The sequence below is a fragment of the Lysinibacillus sp. UGB7 genome, from assembly GCF_049058285.1.
Taxonomy (GTDB): Bacteria; Bacillota; Bacilli; order Bacillales_A; family Planococcaceae; genus Lysinibacillus; species Lysinibacillus sphaericus_B.
The window spans coordinates 54051-80943 of record NZ_JBMGUV010000001.1; the positions used below are offsets into that span (position 1 = coordinate 54051).

Annotated in this window: 18 protein-coding genes; 13 read left to right on the forward strand and 5 right to left on the reverse strand. The window is 34.7% G+C overall.

Annotation, left to right across the window (positions count from 1 at the left end; translation table 11 throughout):
• Nucleotides 1–94: 94 nt before the first annotated feature.
• The 3 genes from ACOMCU_RS00210 to ACOMCU_RS00220 all read left to right on the forward strand — a co-directional run bounded on the left by ACOMCU_RS00210 (nucleotide 95) and on the right by ACOMCU_RS00220 (nucleotide 14608).
• Entirely contained in the window at nucleotides 95–8659 is an 8565-nt protein-coding gene (locus ACOMCU_RS00210) for a hypothetical protein (RefSeq protein WP_421048953.1), read from the forward strand.
• 238 nt (nucleotides 8660–8897) lie between these two features.
• Nucleotides 8898–13298, forward strand: coding sequence for a GA-like domain-containing protein (locus ACOMCU_RS00215; RefSeq protein ID WP_421048954.1), 4401 nt, complete (start codon nucleotides 8898–8900; stop codon nucleotides 13296–13298).
• A 305-nt stretch (nucleotides 13299–13603) separates the two neighbouring features.
• Nucleotides 13604–14608, forward strand: coding sequence for a hypothetical protein (locus tag ACOMCU_RS00220; protein WP_421048955.1), 1005 nt, complete (start codon nucleotides 13604–13606; stop codon nucleotides 14606–14608).
• 221 nt (nucleotides 14609–14829) lie between these two features.
• On the opposite strand, the gene ACOMCU_RS00225 is transcribed toward ACOMCU_RS00220, so the two are convergent.
• On the reverse strand, nucleotides 14830–15720 hold the full coding sequence (locus ACOMCU_RS00225) for a YitT family protein (RefSeq protein ID WP_421048956.1): 891 nt from the start codon (nucleotides 15718–15720) through the stop codon (nucleotides 14830–14832).
• A 523-nt stretch (nucleotides 15721–16243) separates the two neighbouring features.
• Between ACOMCU_RS00225 and ACOMCU_RS00230 the strand changes: the two genes are divergently transcribed.
• On the forward strand, nucleotides 16244–17866 hold the full coding sequence (locus ACOMCU_RS00230) for an ATP-binding protein (RefSeq protein WP_421048957.1): 1623 nt from the start codon (nucleotides 16244–16246) through the stop codon (nucleotides 17864–17866).
• Nucleotides 17867–17988: 122 nt separating this feature from the next.
• On the forward strand, nucleotides 17989–18417 hold the full coding sequence (locus tag ACOMCU_RS00235; RefSeq protein ID WP_421048958.1) for a hypothetical protein: 429 nt from the start codon (nucleotides 17989–17991) through the stop codon (nucleotides 18415–18417).
• A gap of 51 nt (nucleotides 18418–18468) precedes the next feature.
• Here the strand turns inward: ACOMCU_RS00235 and ACOMCU_RS00240 are convergent, their stop codons facing one another.
• Nucleotides 18469–18918, reverse strand: a complete 450-nt coding sequence (locus tag ACOMCU_RS00240; protein WP_421048959.1) for a hypothetical protein — start codon at nucleotides 18916–18918, stop codon at nucleotides 18469–18471.
• A gap of 683 nt (nucleotides 18919–19601) precedes the next feature.
• Here ACOMCU_RS00240 and ACOMCU_RS00245 point away from each other — a divergent pair.
• The 7 genes from ACOMCU_RS00245 to ACOMCU_RS00275 all read left to right on the forward strand — a co-directional run bounded on the left by ACOMCU_RS00245 (nucleotide 19602) and on the right by ACOMCU_RS00275 (nucleotide 24707).
• Nucleotides 19602–19883, forward strand: coding sequence for a hypothetical protein (locus ACOMCU_RS00245; protein ID WP_421048960.1), 282 nt, complete (start codon nucleotides 19602–19604; stop codon nucleotides 19881–19883).
• A gap of 178 nt (nucleotides 19884–20061) precedes the next feature.
• A complete protein-coding gene (locus ACOMCU_RS00250) occupies nucleotides 20062–22140 on the forward strand; it encodes an AAA family ATPase (protein ID WP_421048961.1) in 2079 nt (692 codons plus the stop codon).
• 178 nt (nucleotides 22141–22318) lie between these two features.
• Nucleotides 22319–22477, forward strand: coding sequence for a hypothetical protein (locus ACOMCU_RS00255; RefSeq protein ID WP_421048962.1), 159 nt, complete (start codon nucleotides 22319–22321; stop codon nucleotides 22475–22477).
• A gap of 17 nt (nucleotides 22478–22494) precedes the next feature.
• Nucleotides 22495–23307, forward strand: a complete 813-nt coding sequence (locus tag ACOMCU_RS00260) for a hypothetical protein (RefSeq protein WP_421048963.1) — start codon at nucleotides 22495–22497, stop codon at nucleotides 23305–23307.
• 81 nt (nucleotides 23308–23388) lie between these two features.
• Nucleotides 23389–23574 (forward strand): hypothetical protein, encoded by a 186-nt coding sequence (locus ACOMCU_RS00265; RefSeq protein ID WP_421048964.1) that lies wholly within the window; start codon nucleotides 23389–23391, stop codon nucleotides 23572–23574.
• Nucleotides 23575–23628: 54 nt separating this feature from the next.
• A complete protein-coding gene (locus ACOMCU_RS00270; protein ID WP_421048965.1) occupies nucleotides 23629–23802 on the forward strand; it encodes a hypothetical protein in 174 nt (57 codons plus the stop codon).
• A gap of 38 nt (nucleotides 23803–23840) precedes the next feature.
• Nucleotides 23841–24707 (forward strand): hypothetical protein, encoded by an 867-nt coding sequence (locus ACOMCU_RS00275; RefSeq protein WP_421048966.1) that lies wholly within the window; start codon nucleotides 23841–23843, stop codon nucleotides 24705–24707.
• A gap of 39 nt (nucleotides 24708–24746) precedes the next feature.
• Here ACOMCU_RS00275 and ACOMCU_RS00280 read toward each other — a convergent pair whose 3' ends face one another.
• Complete coding sequence (locus ACOMCU_RS00280) at nucleotides 24747–25304, reverse strand: hypothetical protein (RefSeq protein WP_421048967.1); 558 nt, start codon at nucleotides 25302–25304, stop codon at nucleotides 24747–24749.
• A 355-nt stretch (nucleotides 25305–25659) separates the two neighbouring features.
• On the opposite strand from ACOMCU_RS00280, the gene ACOMCU_RS00285 reads away from it, so the two are divergent.
• Entirely contained in the window at nucleotides 25660–25965 is a 306-nt protein-coding gene (locus ACOMCU_RS00285; RefSeq protein ID WP_421048968.1) for a hypothetical protein, read from the forward strand.
• A 297-nt stretch (nucleotides 25966–26262) separates the two neighbouring features.
• On the opposite strand, the gene ACOMCU_RS00290 is transcribed toward ACOMCU_RS00285, so the two are convergent.
• On the reverse strand, nucleotides 26263–26514 hold the full coding sequence (locus tag ACOMCU_RS00290; RefSeq protein WP_421048969.1) for a DUF4176 domain-containing protein: 252 nt from the start codon (nucleotides 26512–26514) through the stop codon (nucleotides 26263–26265).
• 58 nt (nucleotides 26515–26572) lie between these two features.
• Complete coding sequence (locus ACOMCU_RS00295; protein ID WP_421048970.1) at nucleotides 26573–26860, reverse strand: hypothetical protein; 288 nt, start codon at nucleotides 26858–26860, stop codon at nucleotides 26573–26575.
• Nucleotides 26861–26893: the final 33 nt, after the last annotated feature.

Consider the following 26893-nt stretch of genomic DNA (forward strand, 5'->3'; position numbering starts at 1 on the left):
GAAAGTTGTTTAAATGTAGGCATCTGCATAGCCTGCATAGTGCTTAAAAAAATGAGCAACAAGAAAATTATTTAATAAGGAGTGTGTTGTATACATGAAAAAGAATTTAAAAAACAAAATTGCAATTACTACGGCAATGGTGGGGGCGGTAATCGTCACGCCAACAGTGGTTGACGTATTAGAGGACCAATCAGGACTAGATGTAAAAGGAAAAGTTGGATTCAACCAGTTTGAAAATAAAGCGTTTGCGTTTGAGGGAGGTAAAGGTACAGTAGAAGATCCATATTTAATTTCGACAAGAACTCAACTTGAAGCAATCAATAACGATCTTGCAGCTCACTATAAATTAACTTCCAATATTAACTTAGGCAATGTGTCATGGACACCGATTGGTGGAACTACAGGTGATGGATTTAAAGGAAGTTTGGATGGTGCAGGATTTGAAATTAGTAATTTAAAGGGCGATTTAACAACTGTAGATATGGGGCTCTTCCGACGTATTAGTAATGGTACTGTTAAAAATCTAACCTTAACTGACTTCAACATTGTTGTGACGAGTAAAAATGCAGGTACTATTGCAGGTTCAGCAACTGGAAGTAAATTTGAAAACATCACTGTAAATAACTTTAAATTTGCTTCTACAAGCACTTCGTCTACGGGTGGATTAGTTGGTTCATCTCGTTCAAATTCATATAATGCTGTAAAAGCAAGTATTGATTTTTCTGAAGTAACAAAAGCTTCGGGTTTAGGTGGTATCGTAGGTAGTACAGCAGGAGATTTAATTCAAAATGTATATGCGGAAGGTATTATTAAAGGTGAACTAACAGCAGGTGGTGGTATTGCTGGTGAAACTAGTTCAGCTGGTACAACTAAAATTTATGATGCTGTTTCAAACGTAGATATTGAAGTTGCTAAAGCAACTTATATTGGAGGCATTGTTGGTCGTGGCACTATGGCTGAAGTTTACCGAGCGATTGCGTATGGCAAAGTTGTAAGCAACGATGCATCTACTTCAGGAACTTCTTATATAGGTGGTGTAGTAGGTAGCTTAGGATTAGTCGGGGAATCGAATCCGTATTACGGAAAATTGCGTTACGTATATGCTTTTAACCGAGAAATTTCGGCAGGTATTATTGCTAAATCGAAAAGAATTGAGCGTATTGGTAGCATTTTAGCAGGTTCAGCAACTGATCTTTATGGTAACGCATACGAAATTATTCCAGGTAATGCGGGCTCAAACATGGTTGGCGACATTATTACAAAAGATCAAGTGTTTACAAAGCAACAATATGAACAATTCGGGTATGACTTTGAAAACGTTTGGACAATTGATGAAGGTAAAAGTGCTCCAAAATTAAAAATTGCAACTGAGCAAGATACGACAATGGAAATGGCTGCCGATGTGAAAGAAAAGTATTCATTTGCAGGTGGTGCAGGTACTGCTGCTGATCCATATTTAATTGCAAATGTCGATGATTTTAAATTAATGTCCACAAACTTAAAATCTCACTTTAAATTAGTAGCAGATATTGATTTTGATTGGATTCCAGTAAATCCAATTGGTGAAACAATGACAACAGGATTTTCAGGTACAGTAGATGGTAATGGATTTAAGCTAAAAAATGTGCAAGTTAATTCAACAGAAGATTATGTTGGTATTTTCGGGGTCTTAAATGGTGCAAATATCCGTAATGTTCATATTGAAAATGTTTCTGTAACTTCTTCAGGAAAGTATGTAGGTGGTTTAGCAGGGTATGCTCGAAATACAACTCTTACTAATGTTGCCGTAACAGGTGAAGTAAACGTTTCAGGTGGCAACTATACGGGTGGTATGGTTGGTAACTATGATTATACGAAATCAATGCCTCGAAACTTTAATCTTTCGAAGCTTTTAGTTGATCAAACAACAGGTAAAATTTCAGGTAAAGATTATACAGGCGGTGTGTTTGGTAGCATCGAGCATGGATATGGAGATGTCGGCACTACCTATCGAGTTATTGTGGATGAAGTTTCAGTAAACGCAAAAGTTGTTGGTTCTAGTGAAGTAGGTGGATTCGGTGGTAAAATTCGTTCAGGAACAACTCTTCGAAATGCTGTGATTCGTGGTGAAGTAACAGGTACTAAATATGTCGGTGGTATTGGACGTTCCGATTCAAGTATTTGGGGTCCGAATAGGGCTGCAATTTTTGAAAACATCATAGTTTATTCTACTGTAAAAGGTTCTTCTTCTACAGCTACAAATATCGGTGGTGGATTTGGTGAGTTTTCTGAGGGAACAATGGATGGAATCTTCCTTTATAATAACCATGTTTCAACAGGTAAAACAGGGACGATTACACGTTCTATTGGTTATGATTCATTAGGGGATATGACTAAAAGGAAAACAATCACAAACTTATACCAATTCCATACGATTCTTGGTGGAGCTCCAATCGGTTTCACAACAGGTATTGTTACAAATGAATTAGTAGCTTCAGAAGCTTTTTATAAATCAAAGTCAACAATGGCGTTTGGTTCAAAATGGGTATTTGCTGAAAATGGTCATCCAACATTAGCATTTGCTCCAGTGACTGCTGAGCATACTTTTACAGAAGATGAACAAGAGGCTTCTCAATTTGCAGGTGGTGCAGGGACAGTTGATAATCCATTCTTAATTTCAACTCCAGCTCATTTAAAAATGGTTGCAGGAAACGAAGCATCTCACTTTAAATTAGCAAACGATATTGATATGGATCATGAGGTATGGAACAACATTATTGGTGCAACAACTAAAATGGCATTTACAGGTTCTTTTGATGGTAACGGATATGCTATTAAAAATATCGGCATTCAAGCTACGGGCAGCTATCAAGGTATCTTTGGTTATGTTGGTCCAGCAGGTAAAATTTCAAATCTAAAAATTGATGGTGCAACAGTAACGACATCAGCTACTTATGGCTCGTTATTAGTAGGTAAAATGGAAGGTCAATTTTCAAACATTACGATTCAGAATGTCGATGCAACAGTAGGAAAAGGTTATTTCGGTTTAGCAGCTGGTCTGTATGCTGGTACTGAAGATATTAAAACTGGAGCAGGTATCGTAAATGGTCTTGTCATTAAAGATGTTCGCATTACTGCTCCAACAACAATTGATTATATCGGTGGTGCTTTCGGTAATATTTCAACAAAAGCAAATATGCAAAATATCTTCGTGGATGCAGACATTTCGGCAGGTGAGCGTGTTGGTATCTTTGCAGGTCAAATTGCAAGTACAGGTGCGTATAAAGACGTTGTGACAATGGGTTCTGTAGATGGATTAAGTTATTTGGGTGGTTATGCAGGTAACATTTCATCTAGCAGTGATCATTCAAATGTCATGATTTTTGCAGATTCAATTGGTAGTGCTCAAACAGTAGATTTAGTAGGTGGTTTTGCTGGCAGTCTTACATCTGCGTCCTCTAAAATTCAAAACATTTATTCAAATGTTCGTTCTGTTCAGGGTAAGACAGTAGCAACGGTTGGTAAATTTGCAGGTAAAATGTCAACGTCATCATCATTTACGCCATTATATATTAATGTAATTAGTGATATGAGCGGCGGTCACTCTACAAAAGTGAACAATTCTTATACTGAAGATCAATTGAAAACGACTAGCACTTATTCACGCAACGGCTTAGTATTCGACACTGCTTCTAACTGGAAGAAGGATGATGCAGGATTCCCTGTATTAAAACATCATGAGGTGAATCTTCAGTTAGCTGGAGCTACATGGACATCAAGTGAAGTTGATCGAGATGCAGAGTATATTTCCAATGTCACTTCGTATTTAGATACGGCAGTTACAAATAAAGATGCATCTTTATTAAATCTAGCAACAGTAGAAATCAACAAAATTTCAGATGGTAATTCTCAAAAGCAAACTTTAATCAATCGTTTAGCAGAAGTAAAAGTATTTTTAGATGCCGATACTGCGTTAAAAGTTGCTGAAGCAACATTCCGAGAAGGGCATTTTGCAGAGGCAAAAAAAGCAGTTGCATTGGTTACAAATGCTACATGGAAAGCAGAATTGCAAACAAGAATTGACGCTCTAGCAGAAGTGTTAGAAAGTCAAAAATCGTTAGAAGCTGTGGCTGAGCAATTAATTGTAGCTGCTGAAGCCAATCCTTCTGAGGAAACAATTGCGGTAGCACAAGCAGCATTGGATCAGTTGAATTATAGCGTAACTGTTGAAGTGTTATCTTCACGTTTAGCTGATGTAAGCATGAGATATTCTACAGAGGTTTCTCTTCGAACAAATTTAGAAACTTTAGAGTTTAAGATTGCGACAAAGCAAGCACGTCAATTGTATTACAATCTAGCAATTCAATTTGATGAATCAGCTAACATCATTGATGTAACTCCATATGCTGCTCGACTGAATCAAGCATTTATTGACTTACAAATTGCAGAAATGTATGGTGATTTATTCCCGAATGCAGATGCATTAGTGGTTAAAGCTGAAGCTAATCCAACAGAGGGAAATATTACGGCTGCTCAAGAAGCGGTAACGGCTCTACCTGCTGGCGGTGCTAAAAATTCTCTACAAGAACGTATTGACGCCATTTATGAAAAGCTTGGTGTAACAGCGGCATTAGATAGTGCAATCAAAAAAGCACAAAACTCAATGGCACGTGCAGATTATGATGCAGCTAATGTTCTTTTTGGTAAGTTGACAGTATCGGCAGATGTTACGAAATATACGCCTCAAATGGCAAATCTATTAAAATTAATTGAAAGTGCTGAATTGGTAGTAATTGCAGAAACTGAAAAAACAGCTGAAACAGTAAGCAAAGCACGCACTAAACTTAATTCATTAGATAAATCTTATCCAAATTGGACTGTGCTAGATGAAAGATTAAAAGCGATTGAGCTAGAATTAGCTAGTAAAAGTCAATTAGAGGAAGCAGAAAAAGCAGTAGAGAAAGCGGAAGGTTCATTGCTATTAGTAGATGTAGATGCTGCTCAATTATTAGTTGATGCATTGCCAAACGAGCCAACTTTAGTCGCTGAAAAGAAAAAAGAGCTTAATGAACGATTGGAGGCTATTAGAAATTTATTAGCTGCTCAAGAAGCATTTGAGAAAGCTGAAGAGGCAGTAGTTAAAGCTGAAGGAACATTAAAGCGTGAAGATGCAGAAGCTGCTCAATTATTAATCAATAAGTTGCCAACAGGAGCAGAGCGAGATGTATTGCAGGAGCGTTTAGATGTTATCTTCAAAACAATTGAAGATGAAGAAACGAAACTAGCTTCGATTGATGAAGCGACAAAAGCACTAGAGAAGGCTGAATCGACAAAAACAGATGAAGATATTAATAGTGCTCAAGAGAAGGTAACTGCTTTACCTGATAGCGATATTAAAACATCTTTACAAGATCGATTAGATGCTCTTAAAGCTGAAAAAGCTGATGCTGATGCATTAGCAAAAGCGACAGCAGCGGTTGTTAAGGCGGAAGGCTCAAAAGCGACTGTAGACATCGATGATGCACAAACAAAGGTAACTGCATTAAAAGATTCAGCAGAAAAGGATGCTCTACAAGATCGATTAGATAAGTTGAAAGCTCAAATTGAAGCAGATATTGCACTTGCCGAAGCGACAGCAGCAGTTGAAAAAGCAGAAGGTTCTAAAACAGATGAAAATATTAATGATGCCCAAGGAAAAGTAACAGCTTTACCTGAAAGTGAAGCGAAACAAGCATTACAAGATCGCTTAGATAAATTAACAGGTGATCAAGCTGATGCTAATGCACTTGCTGAAGCAACAAAAACAGTAGAAAAAGCAGAATCTACTAAATTAACAGTTGACATTGAAAATGCTCAAGCGAAAGTAACGGCATTAAAAGATTCACCTGAAAAGAATGCTCTACAAGACCGCTTAGATAAATTAAAAGCTCAAATTGATGCGGATAACGCACTTGCTGATGCAACAAAAGCAGTCGAAAAAGCAGAAGGCTCAAAAGCATTAGCCGATATTGATGATGCACAAGGAAAAGTAACAGCTTTACCTGATAGCGAAGCAAAGCAAGCATTGCAAAATCGCCTAGATGCACTTAAAGAAGAATTGGAAAATGCAGGTGAATTAGAAAAAGCGACAGCGGCAGTTAAAAAAGCTGAAACTACGTATAGTCAAGATGATGTAAATGTTGCTCAAGAATCGGTGAAAAAATTAGACGCTTCTCCTGAAAAGGATGCGTTGCAAGAACGTTTAGATGTGGTGCAAGCAGAAATTAATGTATTAGCTGAAGCAACAAAAGCAGTCGAAAAAGCAGAAGGTTCAAAATCGACTGTAGACATCAATGATGCTCAAATGAAAGTGACAGCATTAAAAGATTCTCCAGCAAAACAGGCATTGCAAGATCGCTTAGATGTACTTAAAGCAACAATTGATGCTGAAAAAGCATTAGATGAAGCAGTGAAGGCAGTTGAAAAGGCGGAATCGACAAAAACAGATGAAGATATTAATGCGGCACAAGAAAAAGTAACAGCTTTACCTGAAAGTGAAGCGAAACAAGAATTGCAAGATCGCTTAGATAAATTAACAGGTGATCAAACTGATGCTAATGCACTTGCTGAAGCAACAAATGCAGTCGAAAAAGCGGAAGATTCAAAAGCGACTGAAGATGTTAATGATGCACAAACGAAAGTGACAGCATTGAAAGATTCTCCTGAAAAGGATGTTCTACAAGATCGCTTAGATACTATAAAAGCTGGTTTAGATGCTGAACAAGCGTTAGATGAAGCAACGAAAGCAGTTGATCAAGCTGAAACAACGAAAGCAGATACTGACATTAATAAGGCACAAGAAAAAGTAACAGCTTTACCTGAAGGTGAAGAAAAGCAAGCGTTACAAGACCGCATTGACAAAATCAAAGCGGAAAACGAAAGCGATGTTCTGTTCCAAACATTAGTAAATGAAGTTAAAGTGATTAATAAAGGGATTTTAGACGATGTAATCAAACCAGCCGAATTCTCTGCAACTAGAGAAGAATTGGAAGCGATTCGTCAACGTGGAGAAGCATTAACAAATGCTGACCAAAAAGCACAAGTAGATACATTAATTGATGCAACATTAGCATTAATGAATTTAGTTGATACAATCGAAGGTGGCGACAAATCGAAAGAAACGATTGATAAACTACCTGCTTCTAAAATCAAAGATAAGTATCTAGCTGAAATTGCTGAGGGGGATGCATTAGCAGCCGCTGAGCAAGCAGTGAAAAAAGCTGAAGAAACAATTGAATTGGCTGATATTGAAAAAGCTGAAAATAATGTTACAAAATTAGCTCCATCGGATAAAAAGGAAGAGTTAAAAGAGCGATTAAAAGCTGTTCGTGATAAATATGAAGAACAGCAATTAATTAAGCGTGCAACAGCATTGGTAGAACAAGCTGAATCATCTAAACGTATTACAGACATCGAACGTGCAGAAGATGTTGTGAAACAACTTAAAGATGGTGATGTAAAAACAGGTCTGCAAAATCGCTTAGATGCATTACGTAAAGGCTTAGATGATGCTGAATTAAATTCTGCTACACAAGCGGTTGAAAAGGCAGAAGAGCTTAAAACAAATAATTCAATTGGTTACGCAAAAGATAAGGTGAATGCATTACGCCCTTCACCTGAAAAAACAGCTTTATTAGATCGAATTGCTGCACTTGAGAAAGCTATTTATGATCAAGCTCAAATGGACCGCCTTTACAATCAAGCATTAGAAGCTGTGATTAAAGCAGAAAATTCTAGTCTTGTCACTTATTTGAACACTGCGATTAAATTAGTTGGTAAGGTGTCGGATGCAGATGATCGTAAACAAGGGTTAGTGGATCGCTTAAATGCTATTATCCTACGCAATCAGATTGCATCAGTTGATTCAGAGCTAGGTCGATTAGAATTACGCCCATCTCAAAGTGGAGTGGAAAAAGTACAGGGCTTAATTGATAATCTCCCTGATACAGTGGCTGAAAAAGAAGCATTCCAAGCTCGTTTAGACGCTATAAAACGTTCTTTAGACAACGAAAACTATGCTAAAGCATTAAAAGGTGTTGAATTTGCAGAATCAGCTAAAATTGAAAGTAAACGTGCAGCATACTACAGTGCATTACCATTAGTAGACGTATTGTTAAACGGTGAGCGTAAAACAGCTTTAGAGAAGCGTCTTGCTAAAGTGTTGGCTGAAGTAGAGGCTTATGAAAAACTTGATGGTGATTATAAACCTGGCGACAGCGTAGTAAAATCGGCACAATCAATTAAAGATGATAAAGTGAAGCCATTATTATTGGCATGGGCGAAAGCAGTAGAAGATGCTGAAGTCTATAACTCAAATACATTAATAAAAGCATTAACTAAAGCGAAACAAGATGTTGCACAAGAAATCTTGGATAATCCGAAATACAAAGATTTAATTGAGGAATTAACGCAACGTAGTAATCATATCCAGGAATCAAGCTTAGTATTTAGTGGGTTAGTAGCACGTGGGGCAATTAAAAATGCATATGTTGCTGTATTAAAATTTGAAAATGATCGTACTGAAATTAATAAGAAGGCAGCTGAAGTATTAATTAATGACTTAAAACGATTTAAAGGTCACGAAGGGCAAGTGGAGAAATTGTTTGTTCGTATTAATAGAATTGAAATTGTAGCTGAATAAATTCATTTAGAGGTTTCCTATTTAGGAAGCCTCTTTTTTGTTACTTTGTAAACAATCAAACTACGAATTACCCATAAGTTGATAGTTAAAAATGACCAAAACGACTTTTTGGATAGTATTTTTTTATTATCAAATTGATTTTGGCGTTTATAGTTATTTAAACAGGGGCAACTGTATAGAATTCATAATGCTTAAAAAAATGAGCAAAAAAATTATTATTTAAAAAGGAGCGTGTTATATGAAAAAGAACTATAAAAAGAAAATCGTAGCAACATCGGCAATGGTAGGAGCGGTAATTGCTGCACCAGCTATTGTAGGGGTAGTTGATGATGTGAGTGGCTTAAACCTAAATGGAAAACTGGGTTTTGATAAAATTAGCAATCAGGCATTGGCGTTTTCAGGAGGGTATGGCACGGAATCAGAGCCTTATCAAGTTTCAACTATACAAGATTGGTTGGCTATGGAAGGAGCTAATAAAGACGCTTATTATGAACTCTTAAATGATATAGATTTCGGTGGTAAGTCTGCTCAATTAAATGTTTTTAATGGGAAATTAAATGGAAATGGATTTACGATTAAAAACGGAACGGCTACTGTTGGACTTTTCGCATACTCAAACCATATGTCTGCAATAAAACCACAAAAAATTGAGAATTTAAGATTAGACAATATACAAGTGAAAAAAACTAATACAAGCACTTCTGATAGAACTGATGAATATGGCGTTTTATTTGGTCAGGTTTTGGGAACAAAACCGTTAGAAATAACCAATGTGGAAATTGTGAATAGTGGTGTATTAATTAATAGTCAAGCTAGTGGTTCTGTAGGTCTTTTAATCGGGGAAGTAAATATATTAAAAGTGTCAAATCTTAAAGTATCTAATTCATCGGTAAAAGTAGATGGATTGCTGGACAAGAATCCAAATAGTAATACTCCTAGTGCTTTAGGAGGCTTGATTGGTGCATTTGTTCAAAATATAGCTGGTTATCCACCTATTATAATTGAAGATGTGAACTTGGATGTAAATTTAGAGTTAGGTAGAAACGCTCATATAGATAGAATCGGGGGATTATATGGAAACTCTGATAATCGTGACGAAATTATAATCCGTAATAATAAATGGAATACTAAGATTTTATCAGATACATCGAAGCTTAATACAAATGAGTATGCAATTGGGAAGGGAGGAAAAAAGGTAACACTTGATAATAATGACATTATTTACGATACAAATAATAAGGCTACTACAGCTTTAATAGAGGGGTTTGACATCGGCTTTAGTGGTACGGTAGCAACAGGAAATTCGCTTGAATTAATTATTAATGCAAGATCGGTGACAAAACTTCGTCCAGCAGGAGGAAATATATTAACTGATAATGTTTTAAAAATAAATTCTTCTGTTGTGCCGATATATAACGACATTGCAGCTGCTAAAAATGTTGAAAATTTAGTAGTTACAGGTAATCTTCGAGATACTGTTACTACTAGCACCTCTTTCAACAATGGTTATTTTAAATTTTTGAGTGTAAAAGGTTATTATTTATTATTAGATGAATTTAAAGTTGGAAGCGGTGGGCAAAATTATTTGTTTACAACACCAAATGATCTTAAACAAATGCAGGGAAATCCTAATATCTATGGAACACTGTATTACAACAAGGAAATGCAACGTAGCAATAAACTAACAATGAACGAAGAACCAAATGTTCTTGGGTTGACTAAGGCAGAACAAATGCAAAAAGATTTTTATCCTACTTTTGATTTTAAAAAGACATGGGGTATTTATGAAGGAACAACATTGCCATTCCTATTAAACTCTCTAACAGATGAAGAGCGTAAGGAGTATGAAGATTCAATTAATCAGAAAGACGATGTATTAATTTTAACAGTTGAAAAAGCTGTTGTGAAAGCTGAAACATCTATACTTCAAGAAGATGTCGATGACGCTCGTACAAAGATTAGTGAAATTGATCAAGTAATTTATGAAACAGAAGTAATGGATTGGAATACTCGTTTAGATGCTGTCCAGGATAAAATTAATGCAGCTAAAAAGCTTACTGAAGCAACAAGTGCAGTTGAAACAGCGGAATTAACAAAAACAGAAGTAGACATCGACATAGCAAAAGAAAAGGTGACAGCGTTACCTGAATCAGCAGCTAAAAATGCGTTGCAAGAACGTTTAGACCGATTACAGGCGGAATTAGATGCTAAAAAAGCATTGGAGGACGCTACAAAAGCAGTTGAAGATGCTGAGAGGTCAAAATTTGAATCGGACATTAAAGATGCACAAGATAAAATCGATGCATTACCTGAAAGCAGTGAAAAGGATGCGTTGCAAGATCGGTTAAATAAAGTAAAAGAATACGTGGAGAATTCAAATGCATTAGCTGAAGCCACAAAAGCGGTGGAGAAAGCGGAGTCTACAAAAATAAAAACAGATATTGATACGGCTCAAGCAAAGGTAACAGCACTTTCTGAGTCGGCAGAAAAAGATACATTGCAAAGTCGCTTAAATGCGTTGAAAGCGGAGCAGGAAGGCTCAAATGCATTAGATGAAGCGACAAAAGTAGTCGAAGATGCTGAAAAGTCAAAATCTGAATCACATATTAAGGACGCACAAGACAAAATTGATGCATTGCCTGATGGTAAGGACAAAGCAGATTTACAGGATCGTTTAGATAAAGTTAAAGATGAAGTTAGTAATTCAAATGCTCTTGTTGAAGCAATAAAGGCCGTCGAAAAAGCAGAATCAACAAAGAAAAAAGTTGATGTTGATGCAGCACAAACAAAAGTAATGGCACTTCCTGCATCAGTTGAAAAAGATGCATTACAAGTACGTTTAGATGCACTTAAAAAAGAAGTTGCCGACAGCACGTTGTTTGAGGAATTAAAAGCTGAAGTAGCTGTTATTAATAAAGGTATCTTAGATGGAAAAATTAAAGTGGATGGTTTTGCTAAAGCAAGAACAGATTTAGAAGCCATTCGTGAACGTGGTAAAGTATTAACAGTAGCCGATAATAAAGAGCAATTAAATGTTTTAATCGATGCAACGCTGACTTTAATGGAGTTAGTGGAAAAAATTGAAGGTGGAGAAAATACACTAGATAACATTAGTAAATTACCTGATTCAATTATCAAAGATGGTTATTTAGATGAAATTGCAGCATCGGATGCATTAGTAGCGGCTGAAGCAGCGGTTGTGAAAGTAGAAGGCACTATTTCTTTAGCTGATATTGAAGCGGCAGATAAGTTGATTATTAAATTAAGTCCTTCTAAGAAAAAAGAAGAACTGAAAGAGCGATTAAATGTTGTACGAGAAAAATACAATGATCTTCAGGCATTATATAAAGCAACTAAGTTAGTAGAGGAAGCTGAAGCTACGAAACGTATTACGGACATCGAGCGTGCTGAAAAAGCGGTTGCTCAATTAAAAGAGAGTCCAGCAAAAGCCGATTTAAACGCTCGATTAGAAACCATTCGTAAAGGGATAGATGATGCAGGAATTGCAATAGCTCGTCAGGCAGTAGAGAAAGCAGAAGAATTGCGTACAAGTGCTTCTATTGTCTACGCTAAGGAAAAAGTAAATGCCCTACGCCCATCAACTGAAAAAACGGAGCTATTAGAGCGTATTGCGAAGTTGGAAAGCGATATTTACACACAAGAAGAAATGGACCGTCTGTACAATCAAGCATTAGATGCAGTTATAAAAGCAGAAAATTCAACATTAATTACGTATTTAAACACTGCGATTTCACTTGTAGGAAAGGTATCATCTAATGATTCACGCAAACAAGGCTTAGTTGACCGCATTGACGCAATCAAATTGCGAAATCAAATTACAGCAGTTGAAACTGAGTTAACTCGTTTAGAACAACGCCCAACACAAGCTGGCGTGGAAAAAGTACAGGCATTAATTAATACTTTACCTGATGAAGTAAGTCAAAAAGATGCTTTCCAGGTTCGATTAGAAACAGTGAAGCAAGTAATTGACAATGAGAACTATGCAAAAGCATTAAAAGCAGTACAGGATGCTGAAAACGCTAAAATCGATAAAAAACGCTCTTTATATTATGTAGCATTGCCATTAGTAGATGTATTGCTGAAAAGTGAACGTAAAACGATATTAGAAGATCGTTTAGCAAAATTATTATTCGAAGTTGAAACTTGGGAGAAATTAGATGGTAATTATACAGCAGGAGATCATGTTGTTGAAGCGGCTGAATCTATTAAAAATCCTGAAATTAAAAAGCACTTGCTTGCATGGGCAAAAGCCATTTACGATGCAGAATTATACAATTCTAACACTCTTGTAAATAGTCTAATCAAAGTACAAGGAACTGTTCCAAAAGATTTACTTGATAATAAAAAATATGCTGATTTAATTGAGGAACTAGTTCAACGTAGTGAGCATGTCATTAAATCAAACACTGTATTTGGTTCATTAACAGCTCGTGCAACAGCGAAGAAAGCTTATATTGCAGTGGACGCATTTGAGCGAAATCGAACTGAAGAAAATAAAATAGCGGCACAATATGCGGTTGATGATCTAAAACGCTTTATAGGTCATGAAACGCAAGTTCAAAAGTTCCATGAACGTATTGACCGTCTTGAGTTAACGATGAAAGAAACATCGAAATAGAATAAGCAATCTTAATATAGAGGTATAGCTCACTAGTATGCCTCTTATTTATCCTGAAGTATTGGCGGCTGTAATTGCAGCAGAAATAACTATCACTTATGCTGAAAAGAAGATTTCTCAAGTCAAATACGATAGCACAAGTAAGTAAGGTTTCATTAAGAAATATCCATTGGGAGATGTTGCTTTGTTTGTAACATCTCCTTTTTCATGCATTGGATTCTCCTATCCGACATGTTTTTTGGAATATACATTATCGAATTGTATAGAGTGAAAGATAACTTTTATTAAAGGGGAGATAAATTGATATGAAGATGAAATCTAAATTTATTGCAAGTTTATTATTAGCTACCGCATTATTGGGTGCTTGTACGCAGGAAGAAAAGCCGTATACTGAGGCACAAGAAAAAGAAGTGTTGAGTGAATTGATTACTGAGGATAGTTCAATTGCTGATACGTATGCATTTAAGGAAAAAATGGATGCTGAATTGCCTAGATTATCGAAGGATGGATCAAGTGATTTGGTGGACACATGGCTTTATACGCTATATAGCGAAACAGAAGCGTTGAATAATAAATTGTCAGCATTCCAAAAAGAATTAGGGGAGTTAGTGGAAGCAGAAAATGATCCGACATCAGAAAAATTTGATGTAAACAAAGTGGAAGATGAAGCATTAAAAGCGATTTTAAAAGAAACAGCAAAGCTGCACGTTGTTATGAAAACCGAATTTGATCGCAATTCGAAAGAATTAGTTTTCTTTTTAAATCCTGACTTTGAGCGTATTTTAAAGGATTATAAGCAATATATGGACAAAGATATTATTGCCTATATCGAGTTTAATATTCTTCAAACAGGCACAAATATTGTAAATGAAGATGGTACTGCTCCATTGCTTCCTGAAGTGGCAAAAATGATCGTTGAGCTTGAAGGAATTATTAAAACGAATGAAGATTCTAAGTATGTGCCAGCATTTAAGCAAATGTTAGTGTATTACTATGACATTTACTTCAGCGTAACAGCACCAGGGTTATTAAATGCAGAATCAACTGCATATTTAGATTCTACAATTGAAAGCTATTCAGCTCATGCAGAAGCATATAAAACATTCCAATTTGGTAAAGATTTATTACGTATTCTGAATGTTGTGCAGAAAACAGATGGCAACTTGATTACAAATGAAGTAACAGATGAAGTATCTCAATTGCTGCAAGAACGTGCTCCTGAAGAGTGGATGGAACATGTTGATGAAGGCGAAGAGCCGCTGGTGAACACTGGAGAATCAGAACAAGAAGCAGAATCTATAAAGAAATAGTATGAAAGGGGTGAGTATGAGGAATCATACCACCTTTTTTTGTGCAAAAAGAATAAAAGGATTTTAAAAATTAGTATTTATCAAATGTAAAGGTTTTTAAAATAACAAAGATTTTAAAAAAGTAGACTATTAAACAAATTTATTAGTTTTTTTAAAAACAAGGTTTATTAAAATAAAAAACAAATAAAAAATGTGTAGCTAACTAGCCACACATTTCCTGATTAATGAATATTTTCTTTAAAGTTGCTACCATGTACTTCTGAAATGTGGAATTTCGTTACAAAAGCCTTTGGATCAACTGATCTTACAATTTGTTGAAGCTTTGTTTCTTCAATACGTGTAATAGCAACATAAACGATCTTTTTAGGATCTTTATTATAGCCGCCTTCACCGATAAATAATGTTGAGCTTCGCCCTAATCGAGCTGAAATGGCTTCAACCATTTGATCAGGATTGTCAGTGATGACAAATACTCCTTTTGATTCATCGAAGCCTACTTGTACAATGTCGATTACTTTTGTAGCGATATAGAACGTTAAAGCACTGTACATAGCTGACTCCCATGTAAATACGAAACCTGCTACAGTAAAAATTACAACATTGAACATCATTATGATGTCGCCTACGGAAAAAGGTAGCTTTTTAGCTAGTAGTAGGGCAACTAAGTCGATGCTATCAATTGCTGCATTGGATCGGAATGCAAGACCTGCTGCTAATCCGAGTAATACGCCACCAAATGCGAATGCTAACAATGAATCCGAAGTAAATGGTTTAACGTGGTGTAGTAAACTTGTCGATATAGCGAAGCTTGTAATGCCGAGAGCAGTTAAAAATGCGAAAGATCGTCCGTTAGTTTTATATGCCACATAAATAAATGGAGCATTGAATATTAATAAGAATACACCTAAAGGTAAATCAATAAATTGTTTTGTGATAATTGAGATACCTGTAATTCCACCATCCAAAAAACTATTTGGAATGATGAAGAATTCAAGAGCTACGCCCCCGATGAATCCAGCAATAATCGTCATTATGATATTTTTAATATTACCTAGCAATAACGATCCAATGCCTCCTTTTGTTCTTTGAGCACTAGATGTTGTGTTTGTCATAAAACGCCTCCTGAAATTATTTCATATACGCTATGAAAAAGAGGCTGTTGTTATAATAAAAAACCTGTCGGACGTTGAAATTAATTGTGATTTAAAGGTTGCTTATATGAAGTGAGGTACTATATATTGTGGTATAAAAAAATGCCAACACAATGTATGTGCTGGCGATATGTATTCTAAAGTTACTTAGAAAACATTTTAGAGTACAAAAAGTTCAAAGATTTTGCCGAATGAAACGCCTAAAACGAGGTTGATAGCTAAAGATTTAGCGTGAAATGCAAGTTCTGCTGTTAAAAGTGATTTTTTCATAATGTATTCCCCCTAATTGAATGTTTTATAATAGTATATGTCAAAGTGTTACATAGGAAACTTATTAGCTTTAAATAAAATATAACACAAGATATGGTATAGGTCAATTAAAATTGACGATATATATAGTGTGTGTTAAAATAAATATAACATAGAAACATAAGCGGCAGTGTCCGACTACTATAGATAGATAATAAATAGGGAAGTGAATGATATGAAGGAAACAAATGTTGGTTGGTATACAGAATTGGTTAATCATTATACGTCAGGGGTATCAAACGTATTTTTATTAACAGGTAACATTTATGATTACATGACAGAAGCGAAATTGTTAAAGGAATTTTTAAAAGAAGAGCTAAAAGAAAAATTTAACTCTATTTCTTTATATAATCTATCTACACAAGGGGTAGACATTTATAATGATGATCCTGATTTAAAGGGTGACTTAGGAAGCTATGAATGGGACGAAATGATTTTGAATTTGAAAAATACTGAACGTAAACAGTGTTTAATAGTAGAATATCCCGAATTCTTCTTATCTCAAGGTGCAAATGGTCATATTTCAGATGAAGAGAAGAAGAAAGTTGTGGATCTAAACGAGTTATTTATGAGTAAAGAATTTGTAATCTCAAAAAATATGGTGATCTTTGTAAGTGAATCAAAATCAGGTATCCATCCGATGCTATTATCTGCAAATTCACGTATTAGCGTCATCAATATCGAGTTTCCAAATTTCGAAGAACGCAAGGAAATGATCAACTATTTAACAGATCGAGGCACATTTGTATTTAAAAATGATTTAACATCAGCTGAGCTATCACGTATTACAGCAGGTTTGTCACGATTGCACATCGAAGATATTTTTTTAATTGCTCACCAAAATGGCGTATTGGATAAAGATATGATTATGGAGCGTAAAAAAGAATTAATCGAACGACAATTCGGACAATTGATTGAAATGGTGGATACAGATCGTTACTCATTAGATGATTTTTCAGGACAAGAACATTTAAAAAACTATCATTTAGAAGCAATTGTAAATCCTATATTGGCTGGTGATTTGAATTCAGTTCCAAAAGGGCTTTTATATTCAGGTCCTCCAGGTACAGGTAAAACATATTTTGCGAACTGTTTAGCTGGTAGTGCTAAAATCAACTTTATCGAATTTAAAATGAGTAAGATTTTGGACAAATGGGTGGGGGAAGCTGAGAAAAATTTAGAAAAGGCTTTTAACTGCTTCAACTCATTAACACCTGTAATTGTATTTATTGATGAAATCGATCAAGCATTATCAAGAGGCAACGGTAGCGATTCTAATAGTGTTCGAAGCAATATGTTTGGTATGTTCTTATCATTTTTATCAAAGCCTGAAAATCGAGGCAATATCTTATTTATTGGTGCAACAAACTATCCAAATCAATTAGATGAAGCGTTAAAACGTGCAGGTCGCTTTGATAAAAAGATTCCGTTCATGCTGCCTAGTAAGGAAGAGCGGTCAAATGTCATCGAATATCATGTTAATAAATGTTCAGTTCTAAACAATTTAGGCAAAGCAGATTTCGATGCAATTGCGGATAATACAAATGATTATTCGCCAGCAGAATTAGAAAACATTGTAGTAAAGACATTGGAGCTTTGTAAACGAAGAAAATTGGATCTAATTGATAAGGCATTGATTGATGAAGCAATGAAATATATCTTGTCGGCTAAAAATCCTAAGATTGAAGAGATGACGGATTTAGCTATTCAGGAATGTAATGATTTAGAGTTTTTACCTAATCGTTACCTAGAGCGTTATAAAAAGCTATTATCTGAGGGGAAAATAGCAAGTCGATAATAAGTAGGAACAGACTTTCTCTAACAATGGAGAAGGTCTTTTTTTATCGTAATCTATTGAATAATACTCTGATCAAATATGTATAGTAATAGATAAAGAATTATATAAGGGGGGAGTTTGATTTGACAGAATTATCAACATCGTTTGTAGACAAATATTTGCAGCGAATTCGTGAAAATCGAGAGCTTAAAAACGCTACAACGATTACAAGTACGGAAGCAAAGCTGGAATTAGATGCTAGTAAAATTGTGTTTATTCCATCTTCTATTGAAGGAACGAAGGCTGTAGAAGTAGGTGAAGGAAACAATGCTTTAAAGTACGATTATGCAATTGATGAGACTGTTATGGAAATGATTTCGAGAAAGAATGCATTCACATTGAATTGCACGATTGTCGAAGGGTTGCCTGATGTTCATATCCATACATTCGCTGACTTATCATATGCCTATGACGATTATAACCCAGCTGCACAAAAGGGTGTTTATATTCCATTAAGTCGTAAAAAAGAAGAACCGATTATTATGCTATCGGATATAGGTGCAAATAAATGAAAATAAAAAAGCGTATGTCGTGAGAGCAAATCTACGATTACGCTTTTTTATTTACTGGCTAACAGCTAGTAGCAATTGATCCATGTCGTAAAATGGCTCCAATCTTGATAATCCAGTAAATGAAGTTTTATAACCTGCTTTTCGAATATTTTTGTCCAGTATAAATTGATCGTCTTGAAACGAATTTAACACTTCAGGTGTAGCTACACCTAGCACATAAAAAGTGTCACTCTTTTTCACAACGAATATTTGAGGAATTGGATTATTCCGATGGATGATTGGAAATTTTCCATATTCAACTGTTTTGATACCAATATTAATCCCTAGTCGTTTCATGTCAGAACCTCTATAATTCATAGAATCACCAATTGTTAAATCGACAAAATTCGCCTCAAGTAAATGAGCAATTGCCATTTCACCTGCAAATCCAGTTTTGAACCGTCTGAATTTTCCATAGTAATCTTTTCGATATTCCATTTCTTTTACTTTTTGATAAAGCATTCCCTTAATAAAAGTGTCGATTTTAGCATTTTCCTCGGTGGAAAGTTGAATGGAAGGTATTTTATAAGGAATGTTTCGTATTTCAGATTGAAAAGCTACTAATTGATTATTATTCTTGTGATTATATTTTGAAATAATTATCCCCTCCTAGAGTTCCAATTTTTTTTGATAAAATAAAACTATTAATAGAAGAAACGACTTATTTATTCTATCCAGCAAAATTTCATACTATTCGTGTCTAAATATAGGCATAAAGAATCAATGGAGTATTGAATGAAAAAAAGGTAAAATTTTGATTAAAAAGGACAATATTTTCTTATATGGTAATAGCTGATTATGGAATTCTCGGACTAGCATATCCATTTATTTGAATATAATTTACATAAAAAGGCATTTAACTCGACAGAATTCGACATAAAATGCTATATCTTAGGTAAAAATAATCAATTTTTTAATAGATTTAAAAAAATTAGTGCAATTGTACGGTTTTTTTTGAATTACAAGATAAAATCGCTAGATAACTTGAAAGAGCTCAAAAACTTCGATACAATACTGATTATGGATAAGATAATAGGCAAAATGATACAGGATAACAACCTGTTTGCTTGGTACTTATAGAAGCGAACGAGCGTTCTTTCATAGATGAAGAGGAATAGAAAAGGGAAAAGGGAAGAGGGATTGAAGTGAAAATTGAAGCATCCGTAGAATCAACTGAGTTGGAAGGTTATTTATATAACGTACTTAACAAGAAGATGGACCAGGTAGATGTTGAAATTGTTTTCAGTGAAAAAGACATGACTGATTATATTAAAGTAACTAATCAAAATGGCGAAACTGTAATTGAAAAACCAATGGATGAATCTTTTGAAATGATTAAAGAAGCTCTATTCAATGATTCAGTTAAGTTAAAGATTATAAGTTATCAACCAACAGAAGAAGGATTTGATTTTGTGTTAATGCAATAATCGATCTTGTTTATACATACAAAAAAAGGCAAATAAGGCATTCGATAAGGTAGCTAGGCTGCCTTTTTTTGTTGGACTTTTTTAGTACCTTCGTTATAAATCCTTAATTCAATACGTATCATGAAGCAGATTTAAAAATAAGGAATCGCTTTTATGCGATATATTGGAGGATTTTATTATGAATGGCATTATTTTTAATAGTTTACGTTTAAAGGGTTTTAAAGGATTTGAAGAAGAGGTCGTGTTTAATTTGGGACCAGGTTTAAATCCATTTAAGGCGGATAACGGACAAGGTAAAACATCGATTGGTGAGGGGATTGTATGGGTAGTTTTAGGAAAGAATTTAAGCGGAAACTCACGTAATATTAATGTAAAAAATAACCAATCAGAAGGTGCTTACGGAGAGCTGAAATTTGACTTTAATGGTGTGTCACATACGATTACTCGTAAACAAACATCTAGTGTGACAATTAAATTGAATGATAAAGAAATTTCGCAATCTGAATTAAACGAATTTATACAGGGTGACATTTTCTTACTCCTATTTAATCCAACGTATTTTTCTTCATTAGAGATGGCAGCTCAACGTAAAACAATCGTAGATATTATGCCAACATTCGGTAAGGATATAATTCTAGCTAATATGAATAATATTCATGCGAAAGTATTAGAAAATGAGCGTTTTGATGAAAATGATACGCAATATTACATCAAAAATCGTACAGCCGAGGTTGATAAATACGAGAAAGAAATGGAGCAACTAAAAGGTCGCATTGACTTTTTACAAGAGCCAATTCAAGAGGTCGCTGCACCAACGGTTAATAAGGATGAACTTGTAAAGCAATTCGATCAAAAAGAAGAGGAATTGCAAGCGATTGAAGGACAGTTGGCTGGAATGAGAAATGAAGTTGCACACAATGAGATGTTAAAATCATTACAGCAACAATTAACAATGCAGGAGCAAATGGCTTTTCCACAAGCAGGTGAATTGCAAGGTATTGCATCAGAACACAAGCGTATTACGGCTGAAATTGCTCGCATTACAAACGATACGTTTCGTCCTGAGCAAAATGTGATTGAAAATCAGCTAAAATATGTACGGAAACGTTATGAAGAACTTTCAGCTTCATATAACCAACAAGTACAATTGATTCAGCAAAACAGCCAGCCTATACAAACGGCTTGCCCAACATGTAATGGTCAATTACCTGGTCAAAAGATTGTAGAACTGCAAAATCAACAAAACCAGCGTTTAGCCCAATTAAACAATCACTTAGAGCAAATTCGAGCTGAGCATACAGATTGCTATCAACAAGGTAATCTGTTAAGTGAACAATTAAAGCAATTTAATGAACAACAGCAGAAAAACTTTGAGCAATTCGAAGCAGGTAAAGCGAATGCTATTCAGCAGTTAAATGTTGAGTTGCAAACAATTACCGCTAACGGTATTCAGCTGAAGGAACAGCGAACTTTATTCAATGCTCAAAAAGAGCGTGTTGTTATTGAATTACAAGAAAAGATTCGTATGGCTCAACTTCCATCAAATGTTAGTCAACAAGTAGAATCTTTAACTATAAAGGCGACTGCATTAAAAAATGAAATACAGCAGCTAAATGCACAAATTCGTGAAGTTTACGGAATGCATTCTGCGTATGAAGCGTATATGAAGCAATTAGATGAACGCAAAAAAGAATTAGCGTCATCTCAAAATTTATTTGTAGAAGCAAGTAAGCGAAGTAATCAAGCAACTATGACTATTCAAGCAATGAAAGAGTACAACGCAACATTCGTTCGTTTGTTAAATGGCGAATTAGAAAAACATCTAAATAAAGTTTCGATTGTATTACAAAAGTTTGTTCAATCGACAGGGGAAATTAAAGATGCTTTTGAGATTCAATATGAAGGCAAGAAACTTTCTATTTGTTCAACAGCCGAAAATATTAAGGCAGGTCTTGAAATTACAAATATGCTATCCGTATTATTGGAGTTTAAAATGCCTGTATTCTTAGATAACGCTGAAAGTATTACTGCTTATAAAGCCAATGCAGAACAGATTATTGAAGTTAGAGTGGTGAAAAACGCAAAATTACGTGATTCTAAAAAGAATCCATTGGTTCAGTCGTTAGTACCTGAAAATGAAAAAGACAGTGGTAAAGGTTCTGCTAAGGTAACAGAAGATGAAGGTTTGTCAACAAGCGGAAATATTGAACTACCAGTTACTACTGAAGAAACAGAAAATTTAGTGCCAGCCAAATAATTGAAATTTTTAAAGTGAGCGTACCTGTAGGTATAGCTCACTTTTTTTGTTATATCAAAGACTTCAAATACGTAATATGCGATATAAAACTTTTGAATAGGGGGGATTAAAAATCGAAAAAGATAGTCGTGTTTCTCGGACCATGTATCGAAAGCGATTGATTTTCTTAAATAGAGTTATGGCAGCGTTTTTATTGATCGTTGTGGCTTTTCAGTTAATTGGCTATTCAAAAGTAATTGAACGAAATTCGTATGATGTTGCTCTTGAGCCAATAACTTTTGAAAAAGCAGATAGAGAGGTAAATGCATCAGTCGGAGAAATTGTTCAATACAATTAAAATGGAGGTGTTTGTAAATGATTGCAGGTTTTTATACGGTGATTGTTGGACTAATCGGGATCTTTGTCATTCGTTCATTGTTAATTAAACGTGACAACGGAATTCCCTTTAAAGGTGGTGTTGTTATGCTTTTAACAACATTGTTGATTACATTTGGCAATTCGTTTATTGAAGGAGGGAAAGAGCGTATTGCTGAAATGTTCCAGCTTAATATGATCATTTCATCATTTTGTGGAATCGTTATTGGAGGAATGTTTTTTTGGAAAAGACGTGATATATTTGCGTATTTAGACAAAAATAAACTTCTATTTAACTGGAAGGTAACGCCATCAGGAACAATTGAAAATTTTGAGGAATGGCAAAAAGAGCAGGAACTCACTAAGGAAAAGGCTGTGGCATCAAATGTTAGTCATTCAAAGTCTGAATTCGTCCCAAAAGAAGATGTATTAAAGCGTATACGTGAAGATCGTGAGCGTATTAAAGGTCAAGGTTCAGATCCTACACCTCAATTACGATTCGAAACAGGTAAGGAATTGAGTGAAGAAGAGAGTCATCGTCAACTTGAACTGGATGAGGCTAAAAAGCGTCAACGCCAAATTGAACAAGAGGAAGCGGATAAGCGTAGACGAGAGCGTGAGCGAGAAGAAGAGCGTCAACGTCAACAGAATATAACAATGCAACAAAATGCACAACATGCGTCCAATTATCCTTCCTATGAAGATCATGACTGTGGTAGTAATTCTAGTGGCAGCTCTAGCAGTAGCTATGACTGCGGTTCTAGCTCTAGTAGTTCTAGTAGTTCAGACAGTGGTTCAAGTAGCTGCGATTAGTCAAATGAGCTCCATCAATTCGGTGGGGCTCATTTTTAAAATTGTGATTGTAAAATACTGTATTAAAAGGAGGGCATTGTGTTGTCAGTGGAAATGTTGGTAATTATTTTATTTGTATTAATAGGATTTGGAGCATTAGCTGCGGTTTCTTTTGCACTTTGGATCATGTTTTATACTTCAGAGCAGTCGGTAGATAACCAGGATGAAAAAGGTGAAATTGGTGGAGGAAACTCTAATTACTCAAGCTATGTTGGCGGGGGCGGCTAAGACGGTGGTAGTGACAGCTATAGTAGTGATTAGATTGAAAGGCAGGTGGTAAAAATGGGTTTACTTTTACTAATTACTGTAGGTCTAATTTGTACAACTATACATTTATATATAGAACATGCAGGGATGCCAGCTGGAGATAAAAATGAACGCGACACGAATTTTTCAACGGATGGCGGAGCAAATAGTGGCGACAGTGGTTCAACTGGCGATTGTGGAGGCTTTTAGTAAGATAAAAATATTGTAGAAAAAGGTGAAATGGACAAATGATAGTGTCAGAAATTATAGTAGGCATCATAGTTATTGTATCACTTTTTATGTTCTATACAGGCGGAAGAATGCTATGGGATTCGATTAAGTATGAGGTAAATAGGAAGAAGAATAAGGATTCAAAAACCATTTTTCAAAAGAAAGGATTTTACATGATTGCATTTAGTTTTCTTGCAATCATAGGGCTTATTCAATTTGGAAATTGTTTAATTAATGATCGAGTTGAAAATGGGCTTGTAGCGTATAAAGCTCTTGCACCTACAGCTTGTCTTAATGACGGTAAGATCGTTCGGGAAGATTTAGGTATCTTGTCTGAACGAAGATATTACATTAATTTTAATGAAGAAATGAAGCATTATGAGCACAAACATGAAGAAGCTAGTGAATGGGAACATGAAATTACAGATTTCCAATTATGTAAGAGGACAATTGGTGATGGTATGTTTTATTATAAATTTGAGGAAGGACTTGTGCATATCAACAAAGAAGGTATTGCTATTAATGCAGAAGGTGTAATATCATCTTTCCCTGAAAGTGTTGTCGAAATAACAAAAGAAAATTCAGATGAAAATATTCAAGTAGCAAGTAAAATTATTGAATCAGGTTATGAGCTGCTATATATGAAGGAATTCATGACAAATGTGACAAAGCCGTTCTATATGTTTAAATTTGAGTATTGGGACAAATTAGATACTGGGTATAAAGAGATGGCAGAACATAACGATGTTCAGAACAGAACATTTATAGCGGTAAAGGCAGATAGCATTGAATCAATAGAGAAGGACTTATTGCTTGAATTTAAAAAAGCTACTGTTCCTGTGGTTGTATATGTAGGAGAAGAATTCAAAGTGTATAAAAAATAAGTAAAGAGCGGAGTGCAATGCTGCTGCTCTTTACTTATTCTATACATATGCAGGTGGAGATTTATCAGTTTGTACATAATTTCGAATTTGATGTTGTTCAATACCATGTTTTGTTAAGCATTCACAAAATAATTCAATTTGATCTAAGCTTAAATCTATTTTAAATGTATATTTTTTGGTGATGCTGTTCTTGATTGAACTTAAAACCTTTACCCTACATATAGTTGGTGAGATTGGGTTAAGTACAACTTTTTCTAAGAAACGTAGTGAAAGAATTTTTTCCGAAAAGCCTACTTGATAATTTGTTGTATATGTTTGAGGGCGTTCAGTGAATTCCCATACAGCTTGTTCTATGCCTTTTTTTAATTTTGCCATTAAAATGATTTGAAAAAATCCAATAAAAAAGGCTAAAAATACCATTAATAAAAAATAAAATCCATAATAGCCCAATTTTGAAACGGCAATAAATGTTCCAATAATGTTAGCTAAACCAATGGATGTAAAAAAGATTAAATTCTTTACTACTTCAGACTTCCGCTGTTCAACAGATGTGTAAAATACATCTAATTTTTCTTTTGTTTGCGTGTTGTTTTCCAAATTTATCGCCACCTTTCTATTTAATTCCCTATACTATATACACCTAATGGCTCAATGATTGCGTTTGGATAGTATAATCAGTGACAAATACAAGATATAGGAAAAAGGTTACAATATGGATGTTGTGAACTAAACATCGATAAAGAAGTCTGAAAAATATTCAGGCTTTTTTATTTTGATTGAAAAAGATGATTAGTGATAGTGACTATAATCATTTCCATAAAGAGTTGTAGTATAGTATAGAAAACAAGCGTTCGAGCATAGAATGATTAATAAAAATCATAAAGGGAGTGAAAATGTTGAAATTAGGATTTGTCGTAGAAGGAACAAATGATGCCTGGGGCTATTAGAAAAATTGTATCCAAATGTCATGGTAGTAACAACAAGGGGAACTAGATTTGATAATCGTGTAAGAAAGCTAATTGATGAAATGTTAGAAGAAGTAGATTTAGCCTTTTTATTAGTCGATCCTGACGAACCAGGAATTAATTTTGGAAGATTGATTTTGGCGGAATATCAGTTGCCACAAATTCATCTTGATCCAGCAAAATGCATGTGTTATCGCAATCATAAATGGAAATGCGGTGTAGAACATGCCAATAAGGATTATCTAAAGAAAACAATTGATGATGCTATTGAAGCAGAACTGATCAAATCGTAACAAAAGGGACCACTTCTAAAGTACGGTTCTTTTTCTATTATTCAATGAATCGATAAGCGTTGCATAATGTAAGATTCAGGATTTCGAAGCTGCATCATATCCAAATCGCCTAATCGAATACTATTAAGCCAATCTGCATCCTTTCTATGATCATATTTTTAAATTCTTATGAATAGACTGTTAGCAAAGTGAAACGATAAGCTAGTATATGGTTTCACTTTTCAAACAACATACCAATAGAAAATAAAATAAAAAGTGACCTAACAATAAGTTTTGATAGATCACTTTAATAAAGTATTATTCATCTGATTTATTTTCTTCAGTCTTATCAATGATGTCAGGATGATTAAAATAAATAAAATCATCGTAATCAAAAGTTTTGGTAGTTGTAAAATGTCTTACAAGCCCTTTAGGGTGAGCTACAGCTACGTAGTCCCACGCTTTCATCGAAAACGGATTAATAATACGATGTCCAATAATTAAGCAGGGGGTTTTCTTTTCTTCAATATTGGCTGTTACAACTGTTCCAATAGGATGAAAAACTTCCATTCTGAACCACTCCTTTCTATAAATTTAGTAGATGTAATATTTAATCATTTTATGAGGATTATTTAATCGAAATGTTTACTACTTCATAATCTGGGTAATCAAAGCTCTTATTTTCATATTCTATATCATAGAGAGTATTTTCAACCATTTGCTTAATTTTTTCGTCTGAGATAGGTAGCTTAAATTGTTCACCATTTTCCTTTTCAAAAACACCATAAGAACATGTTTTACAGTTTTCAAAAGGATCTGTATCAACAAGCTTAACATTTTCAATAATTGCTGTTTCTGTTGGATTACAGGCAGATAATAATAGTGTTAAAGATGTGATAGCTAATAACTTTTTCATGTTTATCTCCACATATTTCATCCTCTCATTTAC